The sequence below is a fragment of the Frateuria flava genome, from assembly GCF_017837635.1.
In the GTDB taxonomy this organism is placed as follows: Bacteria; Pseudomonadota; Gammaproteobacteria; order Xanthomonadales; family Rhodanobacteraceae; genus Frateuria_A; species Frateuria_A flava.
Genome location: NZ_JAGJRS010000015.1, coordinates 1 through 17,893, shown reverse-complemented (window position 1 = coordinate 17,893; position 17,893 = coordinate 1). Strand labels below are relative to the sequence as shown.

Genomic DNA, 17,893 nt, shown 5'->3' with positions numbered 1-17,893 from the left:
GCAAGGGCGGGTGAAGCGGGCAGGCAATCGCTTGCGTTGCACCGCAGGTTCCTTCGCACCGCGCCGCGACCCGGCGCGGGCCTTCTAGCCGTCCAGCTCCACGATCCGCGGCATCACCTCGCGCCCATCGATGAGCAACTCGCCCACGCCGATCGGCAGCTTGAACCGACGCCGCCCTGCACTGCCGGGATTGACGTAGAGCACGCCTGCGCGTTCCTCGACCAGCGGCTTGTGCGAGTGCCCCGAAACCACCACGTGGATGCCCTCGGCGCCCGGATCGACCGCAAGCGCCTTGAGGTCGTGCAGCACGTACAGGCGCACGGCGCCCAGTGCGAGCGTCGCCGTTTCCGGCAGATGGGCGGACCCGGCGTCGCGGTCGTTGTTGCCGCGCACGGCGGTCAGCGGGGCGATGGCCGCCAGCGCGTCGAGGATGGCGGGGCCGCCGATGTCGCCCGCGTGGATGATGCGTTGGCAGCCGCGCAGAAAATCCACCGCGGCCGGGCGCAGCAGGCCGTGGGTGTCGGAAATCAGGCCCACGCGGAACATCGTGTCGGTCGCTCTCTTGCCGTCGTCGCCCCGCACGCTAGCGCACCCGGCGCGACCGCACCGTCATGGTTGCTGCGGTTGCCGGCTGTCCGTCCGCGACTGTCCGGACGCGCGGCCGCGGTGTCCGCGGACGCCGATCACGGCTACGGGCGATTCCCCGCAGGCCGCATGGCGTCTTGCTTTTAAACCTTGGCACGGGTTGTGCCATCCCATCCGCGAGAGCCTTCCTTCCACCCCCCGGAGAACCGCCATGAAATTCGAAACCGTCCTGCTGCAGAGCTTCTTCGCCGCCTGCATGCTCCTGTGCCTGGCCATCATGAGCGCGATGCTGGTCATGCCTTCGCCGCGGGCCGTGGCCGCAGCCAGCCACGTACCGGCGGCGGCGGTGGGTGTCGCCAGCTGATCAGGTGCTGATGGGCTGGCCGACCCGCGGCAAGGGCGCCGGCTTTCCGCCGACTCGCAGCTGATACTCGAAAACCTCTTCCAGGTCGCCCTGCAGCCCGCCCGGATGATCGTAGCGCGCCCGTATCGAGAGCCGATGCGTGCCGGGCGGCAAGGGAGCGAGCATCAGCCAGTAGCCATCGCTGGCCGCCGGCACGTAGGGCGCATGCCGTTCGACATACTTCGCGTCCTGGAAAGCATCGAAGCAGCGCGTGCGCAGCCGGTGGTCCGGCACGTGGGCGATGACTTCGCCGTCCAGCAGCACCTGCGCCTGCGCCAGGTGATCATTGGTCGCCCGCACGCTGGCCTGCGCCTGAGCGCAGGCCAGCGGGTTGCCGGGCGAGGCGTGCGCCAGCACCGCGATGACCGGCACGAACACATGCGTGTCCGCCGGAATGAGGCATTCGCGCCGGGCGTCCATGGTTCCCTCGGTGCCGGCCAGGAACCAGACCGGCCCGTGCTGGTTGATCGCGCACTGCGCGCCGCTCGGATCCTGGTAAGCGCGAACCCCGTCGGGGGGGCGCATGACCCATTGCCACCAGGCGATCGCGTAGTCCGCCTGGCTACGGCCGGCCACCTTCTCCTGCGGGCCGAGCACGCGCGCGTGGTCGACCGCATGCGCTGCGAGCATCGGCATCGCCCACGCCAGCGTGGTCGCAGCCAGACGCAAGGCGCGGCTCATGGCTTCGCCTTCATGCGCTTCATGAACGCGTCGACCTGGCCCAGCGTGCGTTCCGCCTCGCGTACCTGCATCGCTTGCCTGATGTCGCTGCGATCGGCCGTGGCGACGAACCTGCGCAGCGCCGCCGTCACCTCCTCACCGTTGCGGCCCTGCGCAATCAGCACGCTCGCGCGCAGGTACCAGCCCGGGCCATCGTCGGGGTATTCCTTGTTGAGCCGGTCCACGTAGCGTCGCGCCTTGGCTGGCTGTTTGGCCTGCAGCATGGCCCGGGTGACCTCGTACAGCGCGTCCTGGCGGTTCGAGGCATCGTCCATCGCCAGCACGTAGTCGTGTTCGGAGCGGGCCGGATCGCCCGCGTTCCAGTACGAGGCGGCCAACAGGTAGTGCGCGTAGGCATCCCCCGGCTCCTTGTTCACCGCGTAAGCGAGGCTGGACTGCGCCCAGGCTGGCTCGCGCGCCACCAGCAACAGCAGGCGACCGCGCAACCGTGCGACTTCTTCGGAGCCTTGCTCGAAGCGGCCGGCCTCCAGCAGCAGCATCAGTTGCTCCCAGCGATCGACCGGCTGGACGTGGTCGGACCACTCCGCCACGTCCCCGAGCACACCGGCGTGGGCCGTGCGCAGGACCACGGGCTTGAGCACTTCCAGGCCTTTTTCGTAACTGACCTGGCTGCTGACCTGGTCGGCCAGGTCGACCAGCGGCCACTCGGTATTGAGCGCAAGCAGCGGACGCTCGGGCAGGAACGCCTTCAGCTGGTTGGCGAAGGCCACCATCTGCGGGTAGCTGCCACCCCAGCGCGGGGTGAGCGCGACCATGTGGTAGCCGGTCAACACCTTGCAGGCCGGATCGATCGCCATGCCGGAGGCGAAAGCCTGCTCCTCCAGTTCGCCTCGGCTGTCCGTTTTGGCGACATCCTCCAGGCCGACGTAGGCGTCCAGCAGACGCGGCTCGATCCTGATCGCCTGCTGGAACAGATCGATCGCGCGCGCCATGAACTCGGACATCCGCTGCATGTTTTCCGGCGGCGTGTCCTTCGCCCAGGCACCGCCGCGCGCCTTCATGCCCATATGGCCGAAGTAGATGCCGCGGGCGGTCAGGGCGTAGGCACTGTGCGGGGCCTGTTCCAGCCAGCGCTGGGTGAGCTGGCCCGACGCCTGCGAAGCGTCGAAGACGGCGAAATCCCGGTGGATGATTTCGCTGAAACCATCCTTGACGAAGTGGCGTTCGAGATCCGCCCTGAACCGCGCCTCCAGGCTGTCGGTCGCATGGCTGTCGAGCGCCTGGCGCACCATCGCGAGCGTCACCGACGGATCAAAGAGGTAATGGCAGTACGCCTCGGCCAGGCCTTTGGGCCACGCGTTTCCCGGGTAGTCGGGATAGGCGAGGCAGCGTGCCAGCGGATCGTGCAGCGCCTCGGCGCGCTTGGCCGCCACGAGGAAGGTGCGCACCACGTCCGGCGCGTCGGCATAGAGCGGCGGCCGCGCCGGCACGTCCCCTCCCCTGGCCGGCGAAGCGCCGGCCCACGCGCAACCGCCAGACACCATGACCAGCACCGTACGTGCCGCCCGCTTTCCCCATCCGCCCATATGCCCCCCGGCATGTGCCTGCGTGATACAGGCTCCTTGCGTCCCGCGCATTATGTACTGGCAATCGGACGCTTGTGTGCCACGCGCATGGCCAGTTGCGACGGGCGGCACGGACGCCGATGCTGGGCTTTTCCAAACGGAACTTCGCGCCGTGCTGTCCGAGCTGCTCCATCGCGTGTCCGGCGAACCGATCCGCCGCTGGGTACTGGGCGCGTTCTCGCGCGATCCCGACGGCACGCTGGATTACGACCACCCGCGCGGCGATCCGGGCCTGTTCGGCCCGGACAGCGTGACCTGGCGCATCCATGCCGACTTTCCCGGCATGCTCGCCGGGGGGCTGGCCGCGCTGATGATGCAGACGCTGCACCCGCTGGCCCTGGCCGGCGTGTGGGACCATTCGAATTTCCGCGACGACCTGGTCGGGCGGCTGCGCCGCACCACCACGTTCGTCGGCGCCACCACGTACGCGCCCCGCGCGGCCGCCGAAGCACTGATCGGGCACGTACGGCGAATCCATGGCTTCGTGCACGGCATGACCGAGGACGGCACGCCCTACGCGGCGGACGATCCTGCGCTGCTCACCTGGGTGCACGTCACCGAGGCGCACAGTTTCCTGGCCGGTTACCGCCGGTTCGCCCACCATGCCGTGCCGCGTGCGATCGCCGACCGCTACTACGATGAAGTGCGCCGCGTTGCCGAGGCGCTCGGCGCGCGCGACGTGCCCGCCTCGGAAGGCGAGGTCGACGACTACTTTGCCGCGATACAGCCGCGCCTGGCCTATACCGGGCGCTCGCGCGAGGTGTTGCGGGTGCTCGCCGGGGTGCGCCTGCCCGTGCCGTTCGCCGGCCTCTCCCGCGACGTCTTCCTGCATGCCGGCATGGCGCTGTTGCCCGCATGGGCGGGCGACCTGCTGCGCCACACGCCCCGGCAGCGCCGGCAGGCGCGCCTGGCCGCTCGATTGTTGTGGTCGATGGCGCCGGCGTTCCGCGCCGCACTGAAGGAGAGCGGGGTGGTCAGCCGCTCGTGCCGACGCGTGGGCGTGCCGCCGGAGGCGATGCGCGACTGGCCCGCGCCGGTCGACCGGCAGGAGCCCGGCGCCGCGGCGCACTGACGGGCGCGCACGGGCGCCGTCCGCGCTGCTGCCAGTGCGTTGTCAGCAATGACCCACACGCAGCGGTCCGGCCAGTGGGCTTTGGCCGGGCCCGCGCGCATCATGGGCGAACTGCCCTTCCCCCGGTTGCCTGAATGTCATCCCGCTCCGCCGTCGCCCCGGTCGCGCTCGCCGTCGGTGCGTTGCTCGTCAGCATGGTCTCGTACCAATGCGGTGCGTCGCTCGCCAAGCATCTGTTTCCCCAGGTGGGGGCGCAGGGCGCGACCGCCTATCGGCTCGGGCTCAGTGCACTGATCCTGTTGCTGTGGCGACGGCCGTGGCGGCGGGCGGGCAGCCGGCGCGACTGGAGTGCGCTCTGGGGCTACGGCCTGTCGATGGGCGCAATGAACCTGGTGTTCTACATGTCGCTGCGCACGATCCCGCTCGGCATCGCGGTCGCGCTGGAGTTCACCGGGCCGCTGGCGCTGGCGTTGTTCGGTTCGCGCCGGCCGCTGGACTTCGTGTGGATCGCGCTGGTGATCGGCGGCCTGTTGCTGCTGTTGCCGTTGCGCGCACAGGCCCAGGCGCTCGATCCGGTCGGCGTGATGTATGCGCTGGCCGCCGGCGTGGGCTGGGCGCTTTACATCGTGCTGGGCAAGAAGGTCGGGGCGAGCCACGGCGGGGATGCGGTCACGCTGGGCATCTCGATCGGCGCCTTGCTGGTGATCCCGTTCGGCGTCGCGCATGCCGGCGAAGCGCTGCTCTCGCCGACCCTGCTTCCGTACGCGCTCGGCGTGGCGCTGCTCAGCTCGGCGCTGCCCTATTCGCTGGAAATGGTCGCCCTGACGCGGCTGCCGGCGCGCACCTTCAGCACGCTGTTGAGCCTGGAGCCGGCGATCGCGGCGATGGCCGGCGCGGCGTTGCTGGACCAGCAGCTCACCCCGATGCAATGGGCGGCGATCGCCGCGATCATCGTGGCGGCCGCCGGGACGGCCGTCACCGTGCAGCCGGCGGCCGAAGCGGAACCGCTGGCCAACTGAGGAAGCTCGAGCCAGGCTGCGCGCGGCGTCCCGGGGCGCCAGCGACGCACGCGCTGGCGGGCAGAGCAAAAGCCCACCGGGGGGCGGGCTTTTGTCGTCGTACGTCGTGGCCCTAGCCGAGCAACACGCGATTCATGCGCTGCACGAACGCCGCCGGATCGGGCAGTTGCGCGCCGGCCGCGATCTCGGCCTGGTCCAGCAGCAGCATGGCCAGGTCCCGGGCCGTGTCTGCGTCGGCCTCCGCTTCCACGCGCTGGACCAGCGGGTGCTGCGGGTTGATCTCGAGCGTGGGCTTGCTCTCGGGCATGTCATGGCCGGCCTCGCGCAGCAGGCGGGCCAGGTGCGGAGCCATCTCGTAATCGGAAAGGGCCAGGCACGAGGGGCTGTCGGTGAGGCGGGCGGACACCTTGACGTCGCCGACGCGATCGCCGAGCAGTTCCTTCATTTTCGCCAGCAGCGGTTCGGCCGCCTTGGCCACTTCTTCCTGCTTCTTGCGGTCGGCCTCGTCGAGCGGCACGTCGCCCTTGGCCACGCTCTTGAGCTTCTTGCCGTCGTACTCGCTCAGCGAGCCGAGCATCCATTCGTCGATGCGCTCGGACATCAGCAGGACCTCGATGTCCCTGGCCTTGAACGCTTCCAGCTGCGGGCTGCCCGCGGCGGCGGCGTAGCTGTCGGCGGTGATGTACCAGATCGCGTCCTGGCCAACCTTCATGCGACCGATGTAGTCGTCGAAGCTCACCGTCGGACCGGCACCCTCGCTCCGGGTGGAGGCAAAGCGCAGCAACTTGGCAATGCGCTCGCGATTGTTGGCGTCCTCCGCGATGCCTTCCTTGAGCGTGTTGCCGAAGGCCTTGTAGAACGTTGCGAACTTCTCCGGCTCGTCGCGGGCGAGCTTCTCGATCAGGTCGAGCACGCGCTTGACGCAGGCGGCCTTGATCCGGTCGAGCTGGCGGTTGTGCTGCAGGATCTCGCGGCTGACGTTCAGCGGCAGGTCGTCGGCGTCGACCACGCCGCGCACGAAGCGCAGGTAGTTGGGCAGCAGCTCCTCGGCCGCGTCCATGATGAAGACGCGCTTGATGTAGAGCTTCAGCCCCTTGCGCTCGTCGCGCCCACCCATCATCAGGTCGAACGGTGGCTGCGCCGGCAGATACAGCAGCGTGGTGAAGCTCTGCGTGCCCTCGACGCGGTTGTGCGTCCAGGCCAGCGGGTCGTTGAAGTCGTGACCGAGCGATTTGTAGAAGCTGACGTAGTCCTCGTCGCTGATCTCGCTCTTGGGGCGCGTCCAGAGGGCGCCGGCGTCGTTGACGGTTTCCCACTCGTCGGTCGGCTGGCCGTCCTTCTCGACCGGCATGCGGATCGGGAAGGCGACGTGGTCGGAGTACTTGCGGATCAGCGAGGACAGCTGCCAGCGCTTGAGGAACTCGTCCTCGTCCGCCTTCAGGTGCACGATCACGGTGGTGCCGCGCTCGCCGAGCTCGACCTGATCCAGCGAATACTCGCCCTTGCCGTCGCTCTCCCACTTCACCCCCTCGCCCTCGGGCGCGCCGGCGCGGCGGGTCAGCACGGTGACCTTGTCGGCCACCACGAAGGCGGAGTAGAAGCCCACGCCGAACTGGCCGATCAGGCGCGCGTCGGCCTTCTGCTCGCCGCTCATCGCCTCCAGGAAACGCCGCGTGCCGGAGCTGGCGATGGTGCCGATGTTCGCCACCACCTCGTCGCGGCTCATGCCGATGCCGTTGTCGCGCACGGTGACCGTACGCGCCTTTTCGTCCCAGCTCACGTCGATGTGCAGCTCACCCTCGCCGGCCAGCAGTTCCGGCTGGGCGATCGACTCGAAGCGCAGCTTGTCGCAGGCGTCGGAGGCGTTGGAGACCAGCTCGCGCAGGAAGATTTCCTTGTGCGAGTAGAGCGAATGGGTGACCAGGTGCAGGACCTGGGCGACTTCGGCTTCGAATTTGCGGGTTTCGGTGGATGCGGTCATTGCGGTGGTGCTTCCAGTGGTGGTGGGTTAAGCCCCTCTCCCTCCGGGAGAGGGTGCCCGACAGGGCGGGAGAGGGTTCGGGCGAAGCGGACTGCCCGAGACCCTCTCCCCACCCCCTCTCCCGAGGGGAGAGGGGTTCGAACTCAGGCGCGCGCCGCCTGCAGCGCCGCGATGCGCTCGTCCAGCGGCGGATGGCTCATGAACAGTCGCTGCAGGCCCGCGGCCATGTGGCCGGAGATGCCGAAGGCGGCCATCGCCTTGGGCAGCGTGGTCTGGCCGTGGTCGCCCTTGAGCCGCTGCAGTGCCGAGATCATCGACCCGCGGCCGGCCAGCTGCGCACCCGCGCGGTCGGCACGGAACTCGCGCCAGCGCGAGAAGGCGGCCACGATCATCGAGGCGAACAGGCCGAACACGACCTGCAGCACCATCACGGTGACGAAATAGCCCATGCCGATGCCGCCGCGGTTGTCGCGCCCGCCGTTGAGCCAGCTGTCGACCACGTTGCCGACCACGCGCGCGGCCAGGATCACCAGCGTGTTGAGCACGCCCTGGATCAGGGTAAGCGTCACCATGTCGCCGTTGGCGACGTGGCCGATCTCGTGGCCGAGCACCGCCGAGACCTGCTCGCGATCCATCTGTTGCAGCAGGCCGGAGCTGACCGCCACGAGCGAGCTGTTCTTCGTCATGCCGGTGGCGAACGCGTTCATCTCCGGCGCGTCGTAGATGGCCACCTCCGGCATGCCGATGCCGGCGGCCTGGGCGTGCTGGCGCACGGTGTCGACCAGCCAGCGCTCGGTGGCGGTCTGCGGCTGCTCGATCACGCGCGCGCCGGTGGAGTACTTGGCGATGGTCTTGGACATCGCCAGCGAAATGAAGGCGCCGCCCATGCCGAAAACGGCGGCGTAGACGAGCAATCCGGTCATGCCGCCGTAGCCACGGGCGGCGGCCCACTGGTCGATGCCGAACAGGCGGCAGACGATGCTCAGCAGCAGGAGGACGGCGATGTTGGTGGCAAGGAAGAGGACGATTCGACGCACGGCTGTCTCGTTTGGCAGTCATGGAAACGCGGCTCGCACCGCGGGATGAGATTCGGGGCGCAGGCGGCCGCTTTCAAGGGGGAAAGCCGCCTCTCGCAGGGCGTCAGACCCGCTCACGCGGGCACGGTTCCGCGGCCCGCCTGGCTGCGACGTCGTGCCGCCCCATCCCGGCGCAAGCCGGCACGTCGGTAGACTGCGCGGATGACCTACTGCGGCCGCTTCGCCCCTTCTCCCACCGGCCTGCTGCACTTCGGCTCGCTGGTGGCCGCGGTGGGCAGCTGGCTGTGCGCCCGCCATGCCGGCGGGCGCTGGCTGGTACGGGTGGAGGATATCGATCCGCCGCGCGAGGTCGCCGGCTCCGCGCGGGCGATCCTGGCCGCGCTGCCGGCGTTCGGGCTGGTCGCCGACGCCCCCGCGTTGTTCCAGTCGCAACGCCGCGACGCCTACGACGCCGCCTTCGAGCGCCTGCGCGCCGCCGACCTGGTGTTTCCCTGCTGGTGCAGCCGGGCACAGCTGGCGGCCGAGGGCGGGATGCATCGCGACGGGCGCTGCATCGCCGCACCCGAACCGGACCGTCCGCCCGCCTGGCGGTTGCGCGTGCCGGACGTGACGATCGACTTCGACGACGCGCAACAGGGGCCGCAACGGCAGAACCTGCGCGACGAAGCCGGCGACTTCGTCATTCGTCGCGTGGAGGGCTACTACGCCTACCAGCTGGCCTGCGTGGTGGACGACGCGTTCCAGGGCATCACCGAGGTGGTGCGCGGTAACGACCTGCTCGACTCCACCGCGCGGCAGGTCTGGCTGCAGCGGTGCCTCGGGCTGCCGACGCCGGCGTACCGACACCTGCCCCTGGCGCTGGACGCGCAGGGGCGCAAGCTGTCCAAGTCCGGGCAGGCGCATCCGGTGGATCCCGCCCATCCCATGCCCGCGCTGCGCCGGGCACTGGCCTTCCTGGACGTCCAGACGTCCACACATGCGGACAGCCCCGCGGCGCTGCTGGATGACGCGCTCGCGCGTTTCGACCCCGCCCGCCTGCCCCGCCTGGCAGCCCGCACCTCGTAGGGTGGGCTTCAGCCCACCGGCCCCGATGCCCAGCCGGGCTCAAGCCGACAATACATTTGCGGGTGCACGCAGACCGGCAGCAGTTGTCACGAAGTTGGGGTATACATACACGGCACGCCAGCACCGGCGTCTCGCATCGGGAATCTCGGCAATGAACCCACGCACCGCACTGGTCACCGGCGGCACGGGCGGCATCGGCAGCGCGATCGTCCGCTACCTGGCCCGCCAGGGACACCGCGTCGCGACCAACTACCGCGACGAGGCCAAGGCGCAGGCCTGGCGCGAACGCATGGCCGCCGAAGGCATCGAGGTGTGCATGGTGCCGGGCGACGTGGCCGATCCGGATTCGGCCGCCGCCATGGTGCGCGCCGTGGAGGCGCAGTGCGGACCGGTGCAGATCCTGGTCAACAACGCCGGCATCACCCGCGACACCACCTTCCACAAGATGGACTACCAGCAGTGGACCGAGGTGGTGAACACCAACCTCAACGCCTGCTTCAACGTCACCCGCCCGGTGATCGAGGGCATGCGCGCCCGCCGCTGGGGCCGCATCGTGCAGATCAGCTCGATCAACGGCCAGAAGGGCCAGTACGGCCAGGCCAACTACGCCGCCGCCAAGGCCGGCATGCACGGCTTCACCATCTCGCTGGCGCAGGAGAACGCGAAGTTCGGCATCACGGTGAACACGGTGTCGCCCGGCTACGTCGCGACCGACATGGTGATGGCCGTGCCCGAGGAGGTGCGCGAGAAGATCGTGGCGCAGATCCCGATCGGGCGGCTGGGCAAGCCCGAGGAGATCGCGCACGCGGTGGCGTTCTTCACCACCGACGAGGCCAGCTGGATCACCGGGTCCAACCTGGCGATCAACGGCGGGCATTACATGGGGTGGTAGCTCTGGCTCCCTCTCCCCGCCGGGGAGAGGGCTGGAGTGAGGGGCCACTCTTGCGGGAGTGTCGCAAAAGGGCCTGCTTTCAAACCCGGCTTTCCCGCGAGCCCCAGCCCCTCACCTCGATCCTCTCCCCGGAGGGGAGAGGAAGACAAGCGAGCCGCAAGGCTACTTCAACCAGCGACGAGGCTGGCCGGATCACCGGGTCCAATCTGGCGATCAACGGCGGGGATTACATGAGGTGGTAGCTCTGGCTCCCTCTCCCCACCGGGGAGAGGGCTGGGGTGAGGGGCCACTCTTGCGGGAGTGTCGCAAAAGGGCCTGCTTTCAAACCCGGCTTTCCCGCGAGCCCCGGCCCCTCACCTCGATCCTCTCCCCGGAGGGGAGAGGAAGACAAGCGAGCCGCAAGGCTACTTCAACCAGCGACGAAGCTGGCCGGATCACCGGGTCCAATCTGGCGATCAACGGCGGGCATTACATCGGGTGGTAGCTCTGGCTCCCTCTCCCCACCGGGTAGAGGTCTGGGGTGAGGGGCCAATCTTGCAGGCGAGTCGCAAAGGGCCTGCTTTCACACCGGGCTTTCCCGCGAGCCCCGGCCCCTCACCTCGGTCCTCTCCCTGGAGGGGAGAGGAAGACAAGCGAGCCGCGAGGCTACTTCTCCAGCACTTTCTCCAGCACTTTCCCCACCGCCGCGAACGCAAACGCCCCGGTGATGTGCGTCGCCGCCCCGAGGCCGCCGCCGCAAGCCAGGTTGAGCGAATCCCCGCCCGGCGGTCGCAAGCCGCACACGCTCCCATCCGGCTGCGGGTATTGCACGTTCTGCAACGAGTACACCGCCGACACGCCGAAGTAGCGATCCGGGTTGCGCGGGAAGTTGAAGTCCTGCCGAAGCTTCTTGCGGATCAGGCTGAACATCGCATCGTGCTCGGTGCGCGACAGGTCACGCACGCGGATCTGCGTCGGATCGGTGCGCCCGCCGGCCGAGCCGACCGTCACCATCGGCAACTTGCGCCGCCGGCACCAGGCGATCGCCTCCAGCTTCACGCGGAAGGCGTCACAGGCATCCAGCACCACGTCGTAGCCGCGATCGAGCAGCTCGTCCAGCGAGGCCGTGGTGAGGAAGCGCTCGATCGCCTCCAGCCGGATGCGCGGGTTGATCGCGTGCGCGCGCTCGGCCATCACGCCGACCTTGGGCTTGCCCCACTGGCCGTCCAGCGCATGCAGCTGGCGGTTGGTGTTGGACAGGCACACCTCGTCGGCATCGATCAGGGTCAGCCGCCCCACCCCGCTGCGCGCCAACGCCTCGACCGCCCAGGAGCCGACCCCGCCGATGCCGATCACGCAGACATGGGCGTTCATCAGACGCTCGATAGTGCCCCGGCCGTACAGGCGCTCGACGCCCTCGAAGCGCTCGACCGGGTAATGCGGGCCGCTCATGCGGCCTGCCCGGGGACGGGGTGGATGCTGCCTGCCATCGCGTGCGGTTTCCTACGCGTAAAAGCCCATTTTACGGCTACGAAAGGCGTCGATGCTTCGGTATTCTGGCCCTTCACACTCTTCAAGGGCGGTCCACCATGAATGCACGTTCCGCACTCCTGATCCTGCTCGGCCTGGTCATCGGCGTCCTCGGCACCGTGTTTGCCATGAAGGCGTTGGGCAATCGCAACCCGATGCCGCACGCGGTGATGACGGTGATGGGCCATCACATGGGCGCGCTCGGCCAGGCAGTCAAGACCAGGCAATGCGACGCCGCGCAGGTCAATGACCACCTGCTGCGCCTGCAGTCGACCGCATCGGACATCCCCGTCGCCTTCCCCGGCGCCGAGCAGGACTTCCTGGACCATTCCGGCCGCCTGCGCACGGCACTGCAGAATGCGGTGCAGGCGCATCCGACCGATTGCGCGGCGCTGGCCCAGTCGATCAAGCCGGTCGGTGACGCCTGCCAGTCCTGTCACCAGCAATACCGGTAAGCCGAACCCGCACGGCCGGATGCCATGTCGACGCCAGGGATGACCCACCCACCGCACCGCGGCCGTTCGCGGCTGCAGCAGCTACGGCGGCGCGTGGACAACGCGATGTTCACCCGGGCGCGCTACTCGCAGCCGATGATGCCGGTGATGTGCCTGCTCGGCGGCCTGTTCATGCCGCTGTACTGGTTCCTGTGGACATACGTGCTGCCCCAGCCCTACACCAACCTGGGGCTGCACGTGGCCGGTTGCGTGGCGCTGTTGCCGCTGGCCCTGCAGCGCTGGTGGCCGCGCGCGTTCAAGCCGTGGCTGCCGCCGTACTGGTACGCGGTGATCACCTTCGTGCTGCCGTTCTTCTTCGGTTACCTGTTGCTGCGCAACGGCGGCACGATTGTCTGGATGGGCGCGCACCTGTTCTCGATCTTCATCACGATGATGCTGTTCGACCTGGCGAGCTTCGCGCTGATCTGCACCGTGGGCACGGCGCTGGCCGCGCTGGCGTTCCAGCTCGGGCCGCACGAGGCCTGGCCGTGGCACGCGCTGCTGCAGTACGCGCCGGTGCTGGCGCTGACGCTGATCCTGGGCCCGCTGGCCAGTCTGTCGCAGAAATTCGCCGACGAGGCCAAGGTCAAGGCGCTGATCGGCGCCTCCAACAACATCGCGCACGAGCTGCGCACGCCGCTGGGTTCGGTGCAGATGGCCGGGCGCGCGATCGGCCGCTACCTGCCCAACCTGCTGGAGAGCCACCGCGTGGCCGAGCGTGCCGGGCTGCCGGTGGCCGCGCTGCGCGGGCCGCACCTGCAGGCGCTGCAGCGCGGCATCGCTGTGATCGAGCACGAGGTCAACCACGCGCACACCGTGATCGACATGCTGCTCATGGCGGCCAAGCCGATGGGCACCCTGCAGTTCGAGCCGCTGCACGCGCGCGCCTGCGTGGTACAGGCGCTGGCACGCTATCCGTACGCCTCGCAGGCCGAGCGCGAGCGCGTACAGTTGTCGACCGCACCGACCGACTTCGTGCTGGTGGGCTCGGAGACGCTGCTCACCCACGTGCTTTTCAACCTGCTGCGCAACGCGCTGTTCCACACCGGTCGTGCCGGCAAGGGCGAGATCCTGGTGAGCCTGGACAGCGACGCCGCCGGCCACTGCATCCGCGTGCGCGACACCGGACCGGGCATCCCGCCCGACGTGCTGCCGCGCATCTTCAACCGCTTTTATTCCCACAGCGACGGGCGGGACGGCACCGGACTGGGCATCGGCCTGGCCTTCTCGCAGAGCGCCGTCGAACGCATGGGCGGGCGCATCAGCTGCCGCTCGCGCTGGGGCGAATACACCGAATTCTTCGTGACATTTCCGCCATACGTGCCATCTGGACAGGGACTTTCGGCATGAGCATCGACTTCCACGGCGACATCCTGCCGTTCCACTTCCCCACCACCACGCTGCTGGTGGACGACCACGAGAAGTACCTCGACAGCATGCCGCTGCTGCTCGACCCGAGCCTGCGCCTGCGCAGCTACAGCTCGCCACGCCGGGCGCTGGCCGAACTGGGCAGCCATGGCATCCGCGCGGTGCCCGGTGGCGGCTGGATGTACCACTGGAAGGACCGCTCCTCGCAGACGCGCGAACTGGTCGCGCTGGACATCGACTCGATCCACCGGGTGATGTTCGACCCGGAGCGTTTCGCCGAGGTCTCGGTCGTGGTGGTCGACCTGACCATGCCGGAGATGGACGGCATCGCGTTCTGCCGGGAACTGGCCAACCCGCACATCGGCAAGATCCTGCTCACCGGTACCGCCGACGACTGCACCGCGATCGAAGCGTTCAACGCCGGCGTGATCGACCGCTTCATCCGCAAGAGCGATCCGCAGGCGATCGACAAGCTGCAGTTGGGCATCCGCGCGTTGCAGCGGCGCTACTTCGAGCGCGTGGGCGGCTTCGTCGCCGAGGCGCTGGCGCTGGGCAATGTGCGCTTCCTGCGCGACAAGGCGTTCCAGCAGGCGTTCCGCGGGCTGGTCGGCGATTTCCCGGCGGTGGAGTGCTACCTGCACGTCAACCCGACCGGCATGCTGTTGCTGGACGAGCGCGGCCGCGGGCGGTTCGTGCTGATCCAGACCGACGAGGACCTGCGCGCGCACTACGAGATCGCCAGCGACCTGGGCGCCCCGCCCGAACTGCTGGCCGCGCTGCGCGAGGGCGACCGGCTGCCGTGGTTCGGCGAGGGCGACGGCTACTACCGCGAGGGCATCGGCGATGTGGAAGCGCTGCTGCACCCGGCGGTGACGGTGCGCGGCGAGCAGTGGTATCACCTGGCGCTGATCGAGGACGTCTCGCGCTTCCAGCTCGGCAAGCTGCGCAACTACCGCGACTGGCTCGGCGAGCAGGACCAGGCGCTGGGCGCCTGATCCAGGGGCGCCCCTGCGAACGCGCCGCACACCTGGAATCACATCCGCTGGCGGCCGCGCAGGATGTCCCAATACATCACCCAGTCGCCAGCCAGGCTGTAGAACGGATGGCGGAACGTCGCCGGGCGGTTCTTCTCGAACACGAAGTGGCCGATCCAGGCGAAGCCGTAGCCGGCCAGCGGCGCCAGCCACAGCCAGCGCGCGTCGCGTGTCGTGATCGCCACGGCGATCACCAGCAGCACCAGCGTGCTGCCGGCGAAGTGCAACCGGCGGCAGGCGGGATTGCGGTGTTCGCTGAGGTAATACGGGTAGAAGTCGCGGAAGCGGGCGAACTCGGACATGGCAGATGGCCGTCGGACGATCGCATCAGCGTGCGCCGGCGCGCGCGCCCGGTAAAGCCCTTCTCAGGTCTTAGGCAAACGAACCGGTAGGCCGCAAACTTCGGGCGTCATTCCTGCGAAAGCGGAAATCCATCTCGCCCTGGTCAGCCCGAAGCAAATGGATTCCCGCTTTCGTGGGAATGACGTCCGGTGGGGTGGGAGGCGCAAGCGGGATGTAGGCGTAGGCAAACTTCCCCAGACCGACGCCAACCAGGTACCGGAGGGGTCGGGCTCGGGCGGGCAAGGCTGCGGCCTGCTTCAATGCTCCGGCAACGGAATGAATTCCTTGTCGTCACCCGGCACCACGCCGAAGTGTCCCGCCGCCCAATCGGACTTCGCCCGTTCGATGCGCTCGCGCGAGCTGGCCACGAAGTTCCACCAAAGATGCCGTTCGCCATCCAGCGGCGCGCCGCCGAACAGCATCACGCGGCTCGGTGCCCGGACATGCAGCGGCGCCGCGGCGCTGCCGCCCTGCACCGCCATGCGGTCGGCGCCGACCGCGACCTCGCCCCACCGGACCTCGCCCTCGACCACGTACACGCCCCGCTCGGCGTGCTCGCCAGGCCAGTCAAGCGTGGCGCCTTCGGCCAGGTTGGCCTCGATCAGGAACATCGGCGCGAACACCTTTACCGGCGAACGCTCGCCGTAGGCGGTGCCCGCGATCAGCAGCAGGTCCGCGCCATCGCGGCGGATGCGTGGCAGTTCATCCGCGCCGTGGTGATGGAACTCCGGCGCCACCTCGGCGTCCTCGCGCGGCAGCGCGACCCACAGCTGGATGCCATGCAGGCGCTGGCCGTCGCGCCGCTCGTCCGGCGGTGTGCGCTCGGAATGCACGATGCCGCGGCCGGCGGTCATCCAGTTGACCTCGCCCGGCCGGATGTCGGCCAGGCTGCCCAGGCTGTCGCGGTGGCGGATCGCGCCCTCGAACAGCCAGGTGATGGTGGCCAGGCCGATGTGCGGATGCGGCCGCACGTCCATGCCCTTGCCCGGCGCGAAGTCGGCCGGGCCCATGTGGTCGAAGAACACGAACGGGCCGACGTGCCGCGCCAGCAGTGCCGGCAACAGGCGGCGCACGGTGAAGCCATCACCCAGGTCGTGTTTGCGGCCTTCGATCAGTCGTGGCGTGTGGTCCATGCTTCAAGCTCCGCTACCAGGCGCGCTGGTACTGTACCGGCGCAACCAGCGATGCGCCCAGCTCCTGCGCCGCGCGGCGCGGAAAGTACGGGTCGCGCAGGCTCTCGCGGGCGATCAGCACCAGGTCCGCTTCACCCTTCTCCACGATGCCGGCGGCCTGCGCGGATTCGGTGATCAGCCCCACGGCACCGGTGGCGATGTCGCCCTCGCGACGGATGCGCGCGGCGAACGGCACCTGGTAACCGGGGCCGACCGGGATCTTCACGTGTGGCACCAGGCCGCCACTGGACACGTCGATCAGGTCCACGCCCAGCGACTTGACCTCGCGTGCCAGTCGCACACTCTCCTCTACGTTCCAGCCGTGCACGCCGTCTTTCTCGGCAACCCAGTCCGTCGCGGAAATGCGCAGCCACACCGGCAGCAACTCGGGCCACACTTCGCGCACCGCGGCCAGCACCTCGCGCACCAGCCGCGTGCGGTTCTCGAAACTGCCGCCATAGGCGTCGGTGCGATGGTTGCTGAGCGGCGAGAGGAACTGGTGCAACAGGTAGCCGTGGGCGGCGTGCACCTCGACAAGCTGGAAGCCGGCGGCGAGCGCGCGCTTCGCGGCCGCGCGGAAATCATCCACCACCTTGCGCAGACCCGCCTCGTCCAGTGCCTGCGGCGTGTGCCAGCCCTGGTCGAAGGGAATCGCCGAAGGCGCCACCGTGGTCCAGTTGCCCTGCCCCGCCGGCAGCGGACCGCCGCCCTCCCACGGACGCTGCGCGCTGGCCTTGCGCCCGGCGTGCGCAAGCTGCACGCCGGCGACGGCGCCCTGGCTGCGGATGAAGGCGGTGATCGGTTGCCAGGCGGCCACCTGCGCCTCGTTCCACAAACCGGTATCGCCGGGCGAGATGCGCCCCTCCGGCGACACCGCGGTGGCTTCGGCGACCACGGCCGCCGCACCACCTACCGCGCGGCTGCCCAGGTGCACCAGGTGCCAGTCGTCCGGCACGCCATCGGTGGCCGAGTACTGGCACATCGGTGCGACGACGATGCGGTTGCGCAACGTCAGGCTGCGCTGCGCGAAGGGGGTGAACAGTTCCATGCGATGGCCTTGCGAAGAGACAAGCCCATCAGATGACGCCGTACGGTTCGACCTTCAAGAGGCAGATGCCACCGCCCTCTCCAGGCGATCTTCTGTAGATACCGTCTTGCTCTCCCTCACGCAACCGCGTGCCGTGGATCGAACCGCGTCCCGTTGTGAACCACACCCCAGACCAGATGGAGGAGCTTTCGCATAGCGGCGCAGAGCGCCACGCGGGGTGCTTTGCCGTTGGCCCGCAGGCGCTCGTAGAAGGCGCGAATGACTGGGTTGTGGCGCACGGCGACCAGAGCTGGCATGTAGAGCTTGGCGCGCAGGGGCGCCGCTCCGGTCTTGGACAATCTCACCTTGCCTTTGAGGGTGCCTGATTCGCGCAGGGCCGGGTTCATGCCGACGTAGGCAACCAGTTGGCCGGGGCGCTTGAATCGGCGCACATCACCCAGCAAGGCGAGCAGGAAGGCGGAAGTGGTTGGCCCGATGCCGTCGATGGAGTCGACCAGTCCGGCGTCCCGCCGCAGACTGGGATTGGAGTCGATGTGGTCGTTAATGCGCTTTTCCAGCGCCTTGAT

At 68.9% G+C, this 17,893-nt stretch carries 18 protein-coding genes; 8 read left to right on the top strand and 10 right to left on the bottom strand.

What is annotated here, in order from left to right; genetic code table 11:
* Positions 1-84: 84 nt before the first annotated feature.
* Positions 85-546 (bottom strand): metallophosphoesterase family protein, encoded by a 462-nt coding sequence (locus J7I44_RS07425; protein ID WP_245188030.1) that lies wholly within the window; start codon positions 544-546, stop codon positions 85-87.
* Between the two features lie 250 nt (positions 547-796).
* Between J7I44_RS07425 and J7I44_RS07420 the strand changes: the two genes are divergently transcribed.
* Positions 797-949: a hypothetical protein gene (locus J7I44_RS07420; RefSeq protein WP_209618316.1), complete on the top strand. Its 153-nt coding sequence runs from the start codon at positions 797-799 to the stop codon at positions 947-949.
* Here J7I44_RS07420 and J7I44_RS07415 read toward each other — a convergent pair whose 3' ends face one another.
* Positions 950-1,669 carry a PH domain-containing protein gene (locus tag J7I44_RS07415; protein WP_209618314.1) on the bottom strand — a complete coding sequence of 240 codons (720 nt, stop codon included), beginning with the start codon at positions 1,667-1,669 and terminating at the stop codon, positions 950-952.
* A complete protein-coding gene (locus J7I44_RS07410) occupies positions 1,666-3,213 on the bottom strand; it encodes a tetratricopeptide repeat protein (RefSeq protein WP_209618311.1) in 1,548 nt (515 codons plus the stop codon). The genes J7I44_RS07415 and J7I44_RS07410 overlap by 4 nt, the downstream gene beginning before the upstream one ends.
* Before the next feature lie 196 nt (positions 3,214-3,409).
* On the opposite strand from J7I44_RS07410, the gene J7I44_RS07405 reads away from it, so the two are divergent.
* Positions 3,410-4,366 (top strand): oxygenase MpaB family protein, encoded by a 957-nt coding sequence (locus J7I44_RS07405; protein ID WP_245188029.1) that lies wholly within the window; start codon positions 3,410-3,412, stop codon positions 4,364-4,366.
* 134 nt (positions 4,367-4,500) lie between these two features.
* Positions 4,501-5,385 (top strand): EamA family transporter, encoded by an 885-nt coding sequence (locus J7I44_RS07400; RefSeq protein WP_209618303.1) that lies wholly within the window; start codon positions 4,501-4,503, stop codon positions 5,383-5,385.
* 112 nt (positions 5,386-5,497) lie between these two features.
* On the opposite strand, the gene htpG is transcribed toward J7I44_RS07400, so the two are convergent.
* Complete coding sequence (gene htpG / locus J7I44_RS07395; protein WP_209618300.1) at positions 5,498-7,366, bottom strand: molecular chaperone HtpG; 1,869 nt, start codon at positions 7,364-7,366, stop codon at positions 5,498-5,500.
* A 143-nt stretch (positions 7,367-7,509) separates the two neighbouring features.
* Positions 7,510-8,403, bottom strand: coding sequence for a protease HtpX (gene htpX, locus J7I44_RS07390; RefSeq protein WP_209618297.1), 894 nt, complete (start codon positions 8,401-8,403; stop codon positions 7,510-7,512).
* 201 nt (positions 8,404-8,604) lie between these two features.
* On the opposite strand from htpX, the gene gluQRS reads away from it, so the two are divergent.
* Together gluQRS and phbB are read left to right on the top strand one after the other, a co-directional pair.
* On the top strand, positions 8,605-9,468 hold the full coding sequence (gene gluQRS, locus J7I44_RS07385; RefSeq protein WP_209618294.1) for a tRNA glutamyl-Q(34) synthetase GluQRS: 864 nt from the start codon (positions 8,605-8,607) through the stop codon (positions 9,466-9,468).
* A gap of 151 nt (positions 9,469-9,619) precedes the next feature.
* Positions 9,620-10,360 (top strand): acetoacetyl-CoA reductase, encoded by a 741-nt coding sequence (phbB, locus tag J7I44_RS07380; protein WP_209618291.1) that lies wholly within the window; start codon positions 9,620-9,622, stop codon positions 10,358-10,360.
* Between the two features lie 645 nt (positions 10,361-11,005).
* Here the strand turns inward: phbB and J7I44_RS07375 are convergent.
* On the bottom strand, positions 11,006-11,791 hold the full coding sequence (locus J7I44_RS07375) for a tRNA threonylcarbamoyladenosine dehydratase (RefSeq protein WP_209618288.1): 786 nt from the start codon (positions 11,789-11,791) through the stop codon (positions 11,006-11,008).
* 137 nt (positions 11,792-11,928) lie between these two features.
* On the opposite strand from J7I44_RS07375, the gene J7I44_RS07370 reads away from it, so the two are divergent.
* From J7I44_RS07370 to J7I44_RS07360, 3 genes are read left to right on the top strand one after another with little or no spacing between them, the layout of a single operon-like run.
* Positions 11,929-12,324, top strand: coding sequence for a cytochrome c (locus tag J7I44_RS07370; RefSeq protein WP_209618285.1), 396 nt, complete (start codon positions 11,929-11,931; stop codon positions 12,322-12,324).
* A gap of 39 nt (positions 12,325-12,363) precedes the next feature.
* On the top strand, positions 12,364-13,713 hold the full coding sequence (locus J7I44_RS07365) for a sensor histidine kinase (RefSeq protein ID WP_209618282.1): 1,350 nt from the start codon (positions 12,364-12,366) through the stop codon (positions 13,711-13,713).
* Entirely contained in the window at positions 13,710-14,726 is a 1,017-nt protein-coding gene (locus J7I44_RS07360) for a response regulator (protein ID WP_209618279.1), read from the top strand. The genes J7I44_RS07365 and J7I44_RS07360 overlap by 4 nt, the downstream gene beginning before the upstream one ends.
* A 38-nt stretch (positions 14,727-14,764) precedes the next feature.
* On the opposite strand, the gene J7I44_RS07355 is transcribed toward J7I44_RS07360, so the two are convergent.
* The 4 genes from J7I44_RS07355 to J7I44_RS07340 all read right to left on the bottom strand — a co-directional run.
* Positions 14,765-15,067 carry an Mpo1-like protein gene (locus tag J7I44_RS07355; RefSeq protein WP_209618277.1) on the bottom strand — a complete coding sequence of 101 codons (303 nt, stop codon included), beginning with the start codon at positions 15,065-15,067 and terminating at the stop codon, positions 14,765-14,767.
* A gap of 297 nt (positions 15,068-15,364) precedes the next feature.
* Positions 15,365-16,240, bottom strand: coding sequence for a pirin family protein (locus tag J7I44_RS07350; RefSeq protein WP_209618273.1), 876 nt, complete (start codon positions 16,238-16,240; stop codon positions 15,365-15,367).
* A 13-nt stretch (positions 16,241-16,253) separates the two neighbouring features.
* Positions 16,254-17,327, bottom strand: coding sequence for an NADH:flavin oxidoreductase/NADH oxidase (locus J7I44_RS07345; protein WP_209618270.1), 1,074 nt, complete (start codon positions 17,325-17,327; stop codon positions 16,254-16,256).
* A gap of 116 nt (positions 17,328-17,443) precedes the next feature.
* Positions 17,444-17,893, bottom strand: a 450-nt coding sequence (locus J7I44_RS07340) for a transposase (protein ID WP_209618267.1), incomplete at its 5' end; no start/stop codon positions are given.

Bases quoted from the DNA above. Each gene is read 5' to 3' on its own strand.
- J7I44_RS07425 (WP_245188030.1), bottom strand. From the start codon at position 546: ATGTTCCGCGTGGGCCTGATTTCCGACACCCACGGCCTGCTGCGCCCG.
- J7I44_RS07420 (WP_209618316.1), top strand. From the start codon at position 797: ATGAAATTCGAAACCGTCCTGCTGCAGAGCTTCTTCGCCGCCTGCATG.
- J7I44_RS07415 (WP_209618314.1), bottom strand. From the start codon at position 1,669: ATGAGCCGCGCCTTGCGTCTGGCTGCGACCACGCTGGCGTGGGCGATG.
- J7I44_RS07410 (WP_209618311.1), bottom strand. From the start codon at position 3,213: ATGGTGTCTGGCGGTTGCGCGTGGGCCGGCGCTTCGCCGGCCAGGGGA.
- J7I44_RS07400 (WP_209618303.1), top strand. From the start codon at position 4,501: ATGTCATCCCGCTCCGCCGTCGCCCCGGTCGCGCTCGCCGTCGGTGCG.
- htpG (WP_209618300.1), bottom strand. From the start codon at position 7,366: ATGACCGCATCCACCGAAACCCGCAAATTCGAAGCCGAAGTCGCCCAG.
- gluQRS (WP_209618294.1), top strand. From the start codon at position 8,605: ATGACCTACTGCGGCCGCTTCGCCCCTTCTCCCACCGGCCTGCTGCAC.
- phbB (WP_209618291.1), top strand. From the start codon at position 9,620: ATGAACCCACGCACCGCACTGGTCACCGGCGGCACGGGCGGCATCGGC.
- J7I44_RS07375 (WP_209618288.1), bottom strand. From the start codon at position 11,791: ATGAGCGGCCCGCATTACCCGGTCGAGCGCTTCGAGGGCGTCGAGCGC.
- J7I44_RS07370 (WP_209618285.1), top strand. From the start codon at position 11,929: ATGAATGCACGTTCCGCACTCCTGATCCTGCTCGGCCTGGTCATCGGC.
- J7I44_RS07365 (WP_209618282.1), top strand. From the start codon at position 12,364: ATGACCCACCCACCGCACCGCGGCCGTTCGCGGCTGCAGCAGCTACGG.
- J7I44_RS07360 (WP_209618279.1), top strand. From the start codon at position 13,710: ATGAGCATCGACTTCCACGGCGACATCCTGCCGTTCCACTTCCCCACC.
- J7I44_RS07355 (WP_209618277.1), bottom strand. From the start codon at position 15,067: ATGTCCGAGTTCGCCCGCTTCCGCGACTTCTACCCGTATTACCTCAGC.
- J7I44_RS07350 (WP_209618273.1), bottom strand. From the start codon at position 16,240: ATGGACCACACGCCACGACTGATCGAAGGCCGCAAACACGACCTGGGT.
- J7I44_RS07345 (WP_209618270.1), bottom strand. From the start codon at position 17,327: ATGGAACTGTTCACCCCCTTCGCGCAGCGCAGCCTGACGTTGCGCAAC.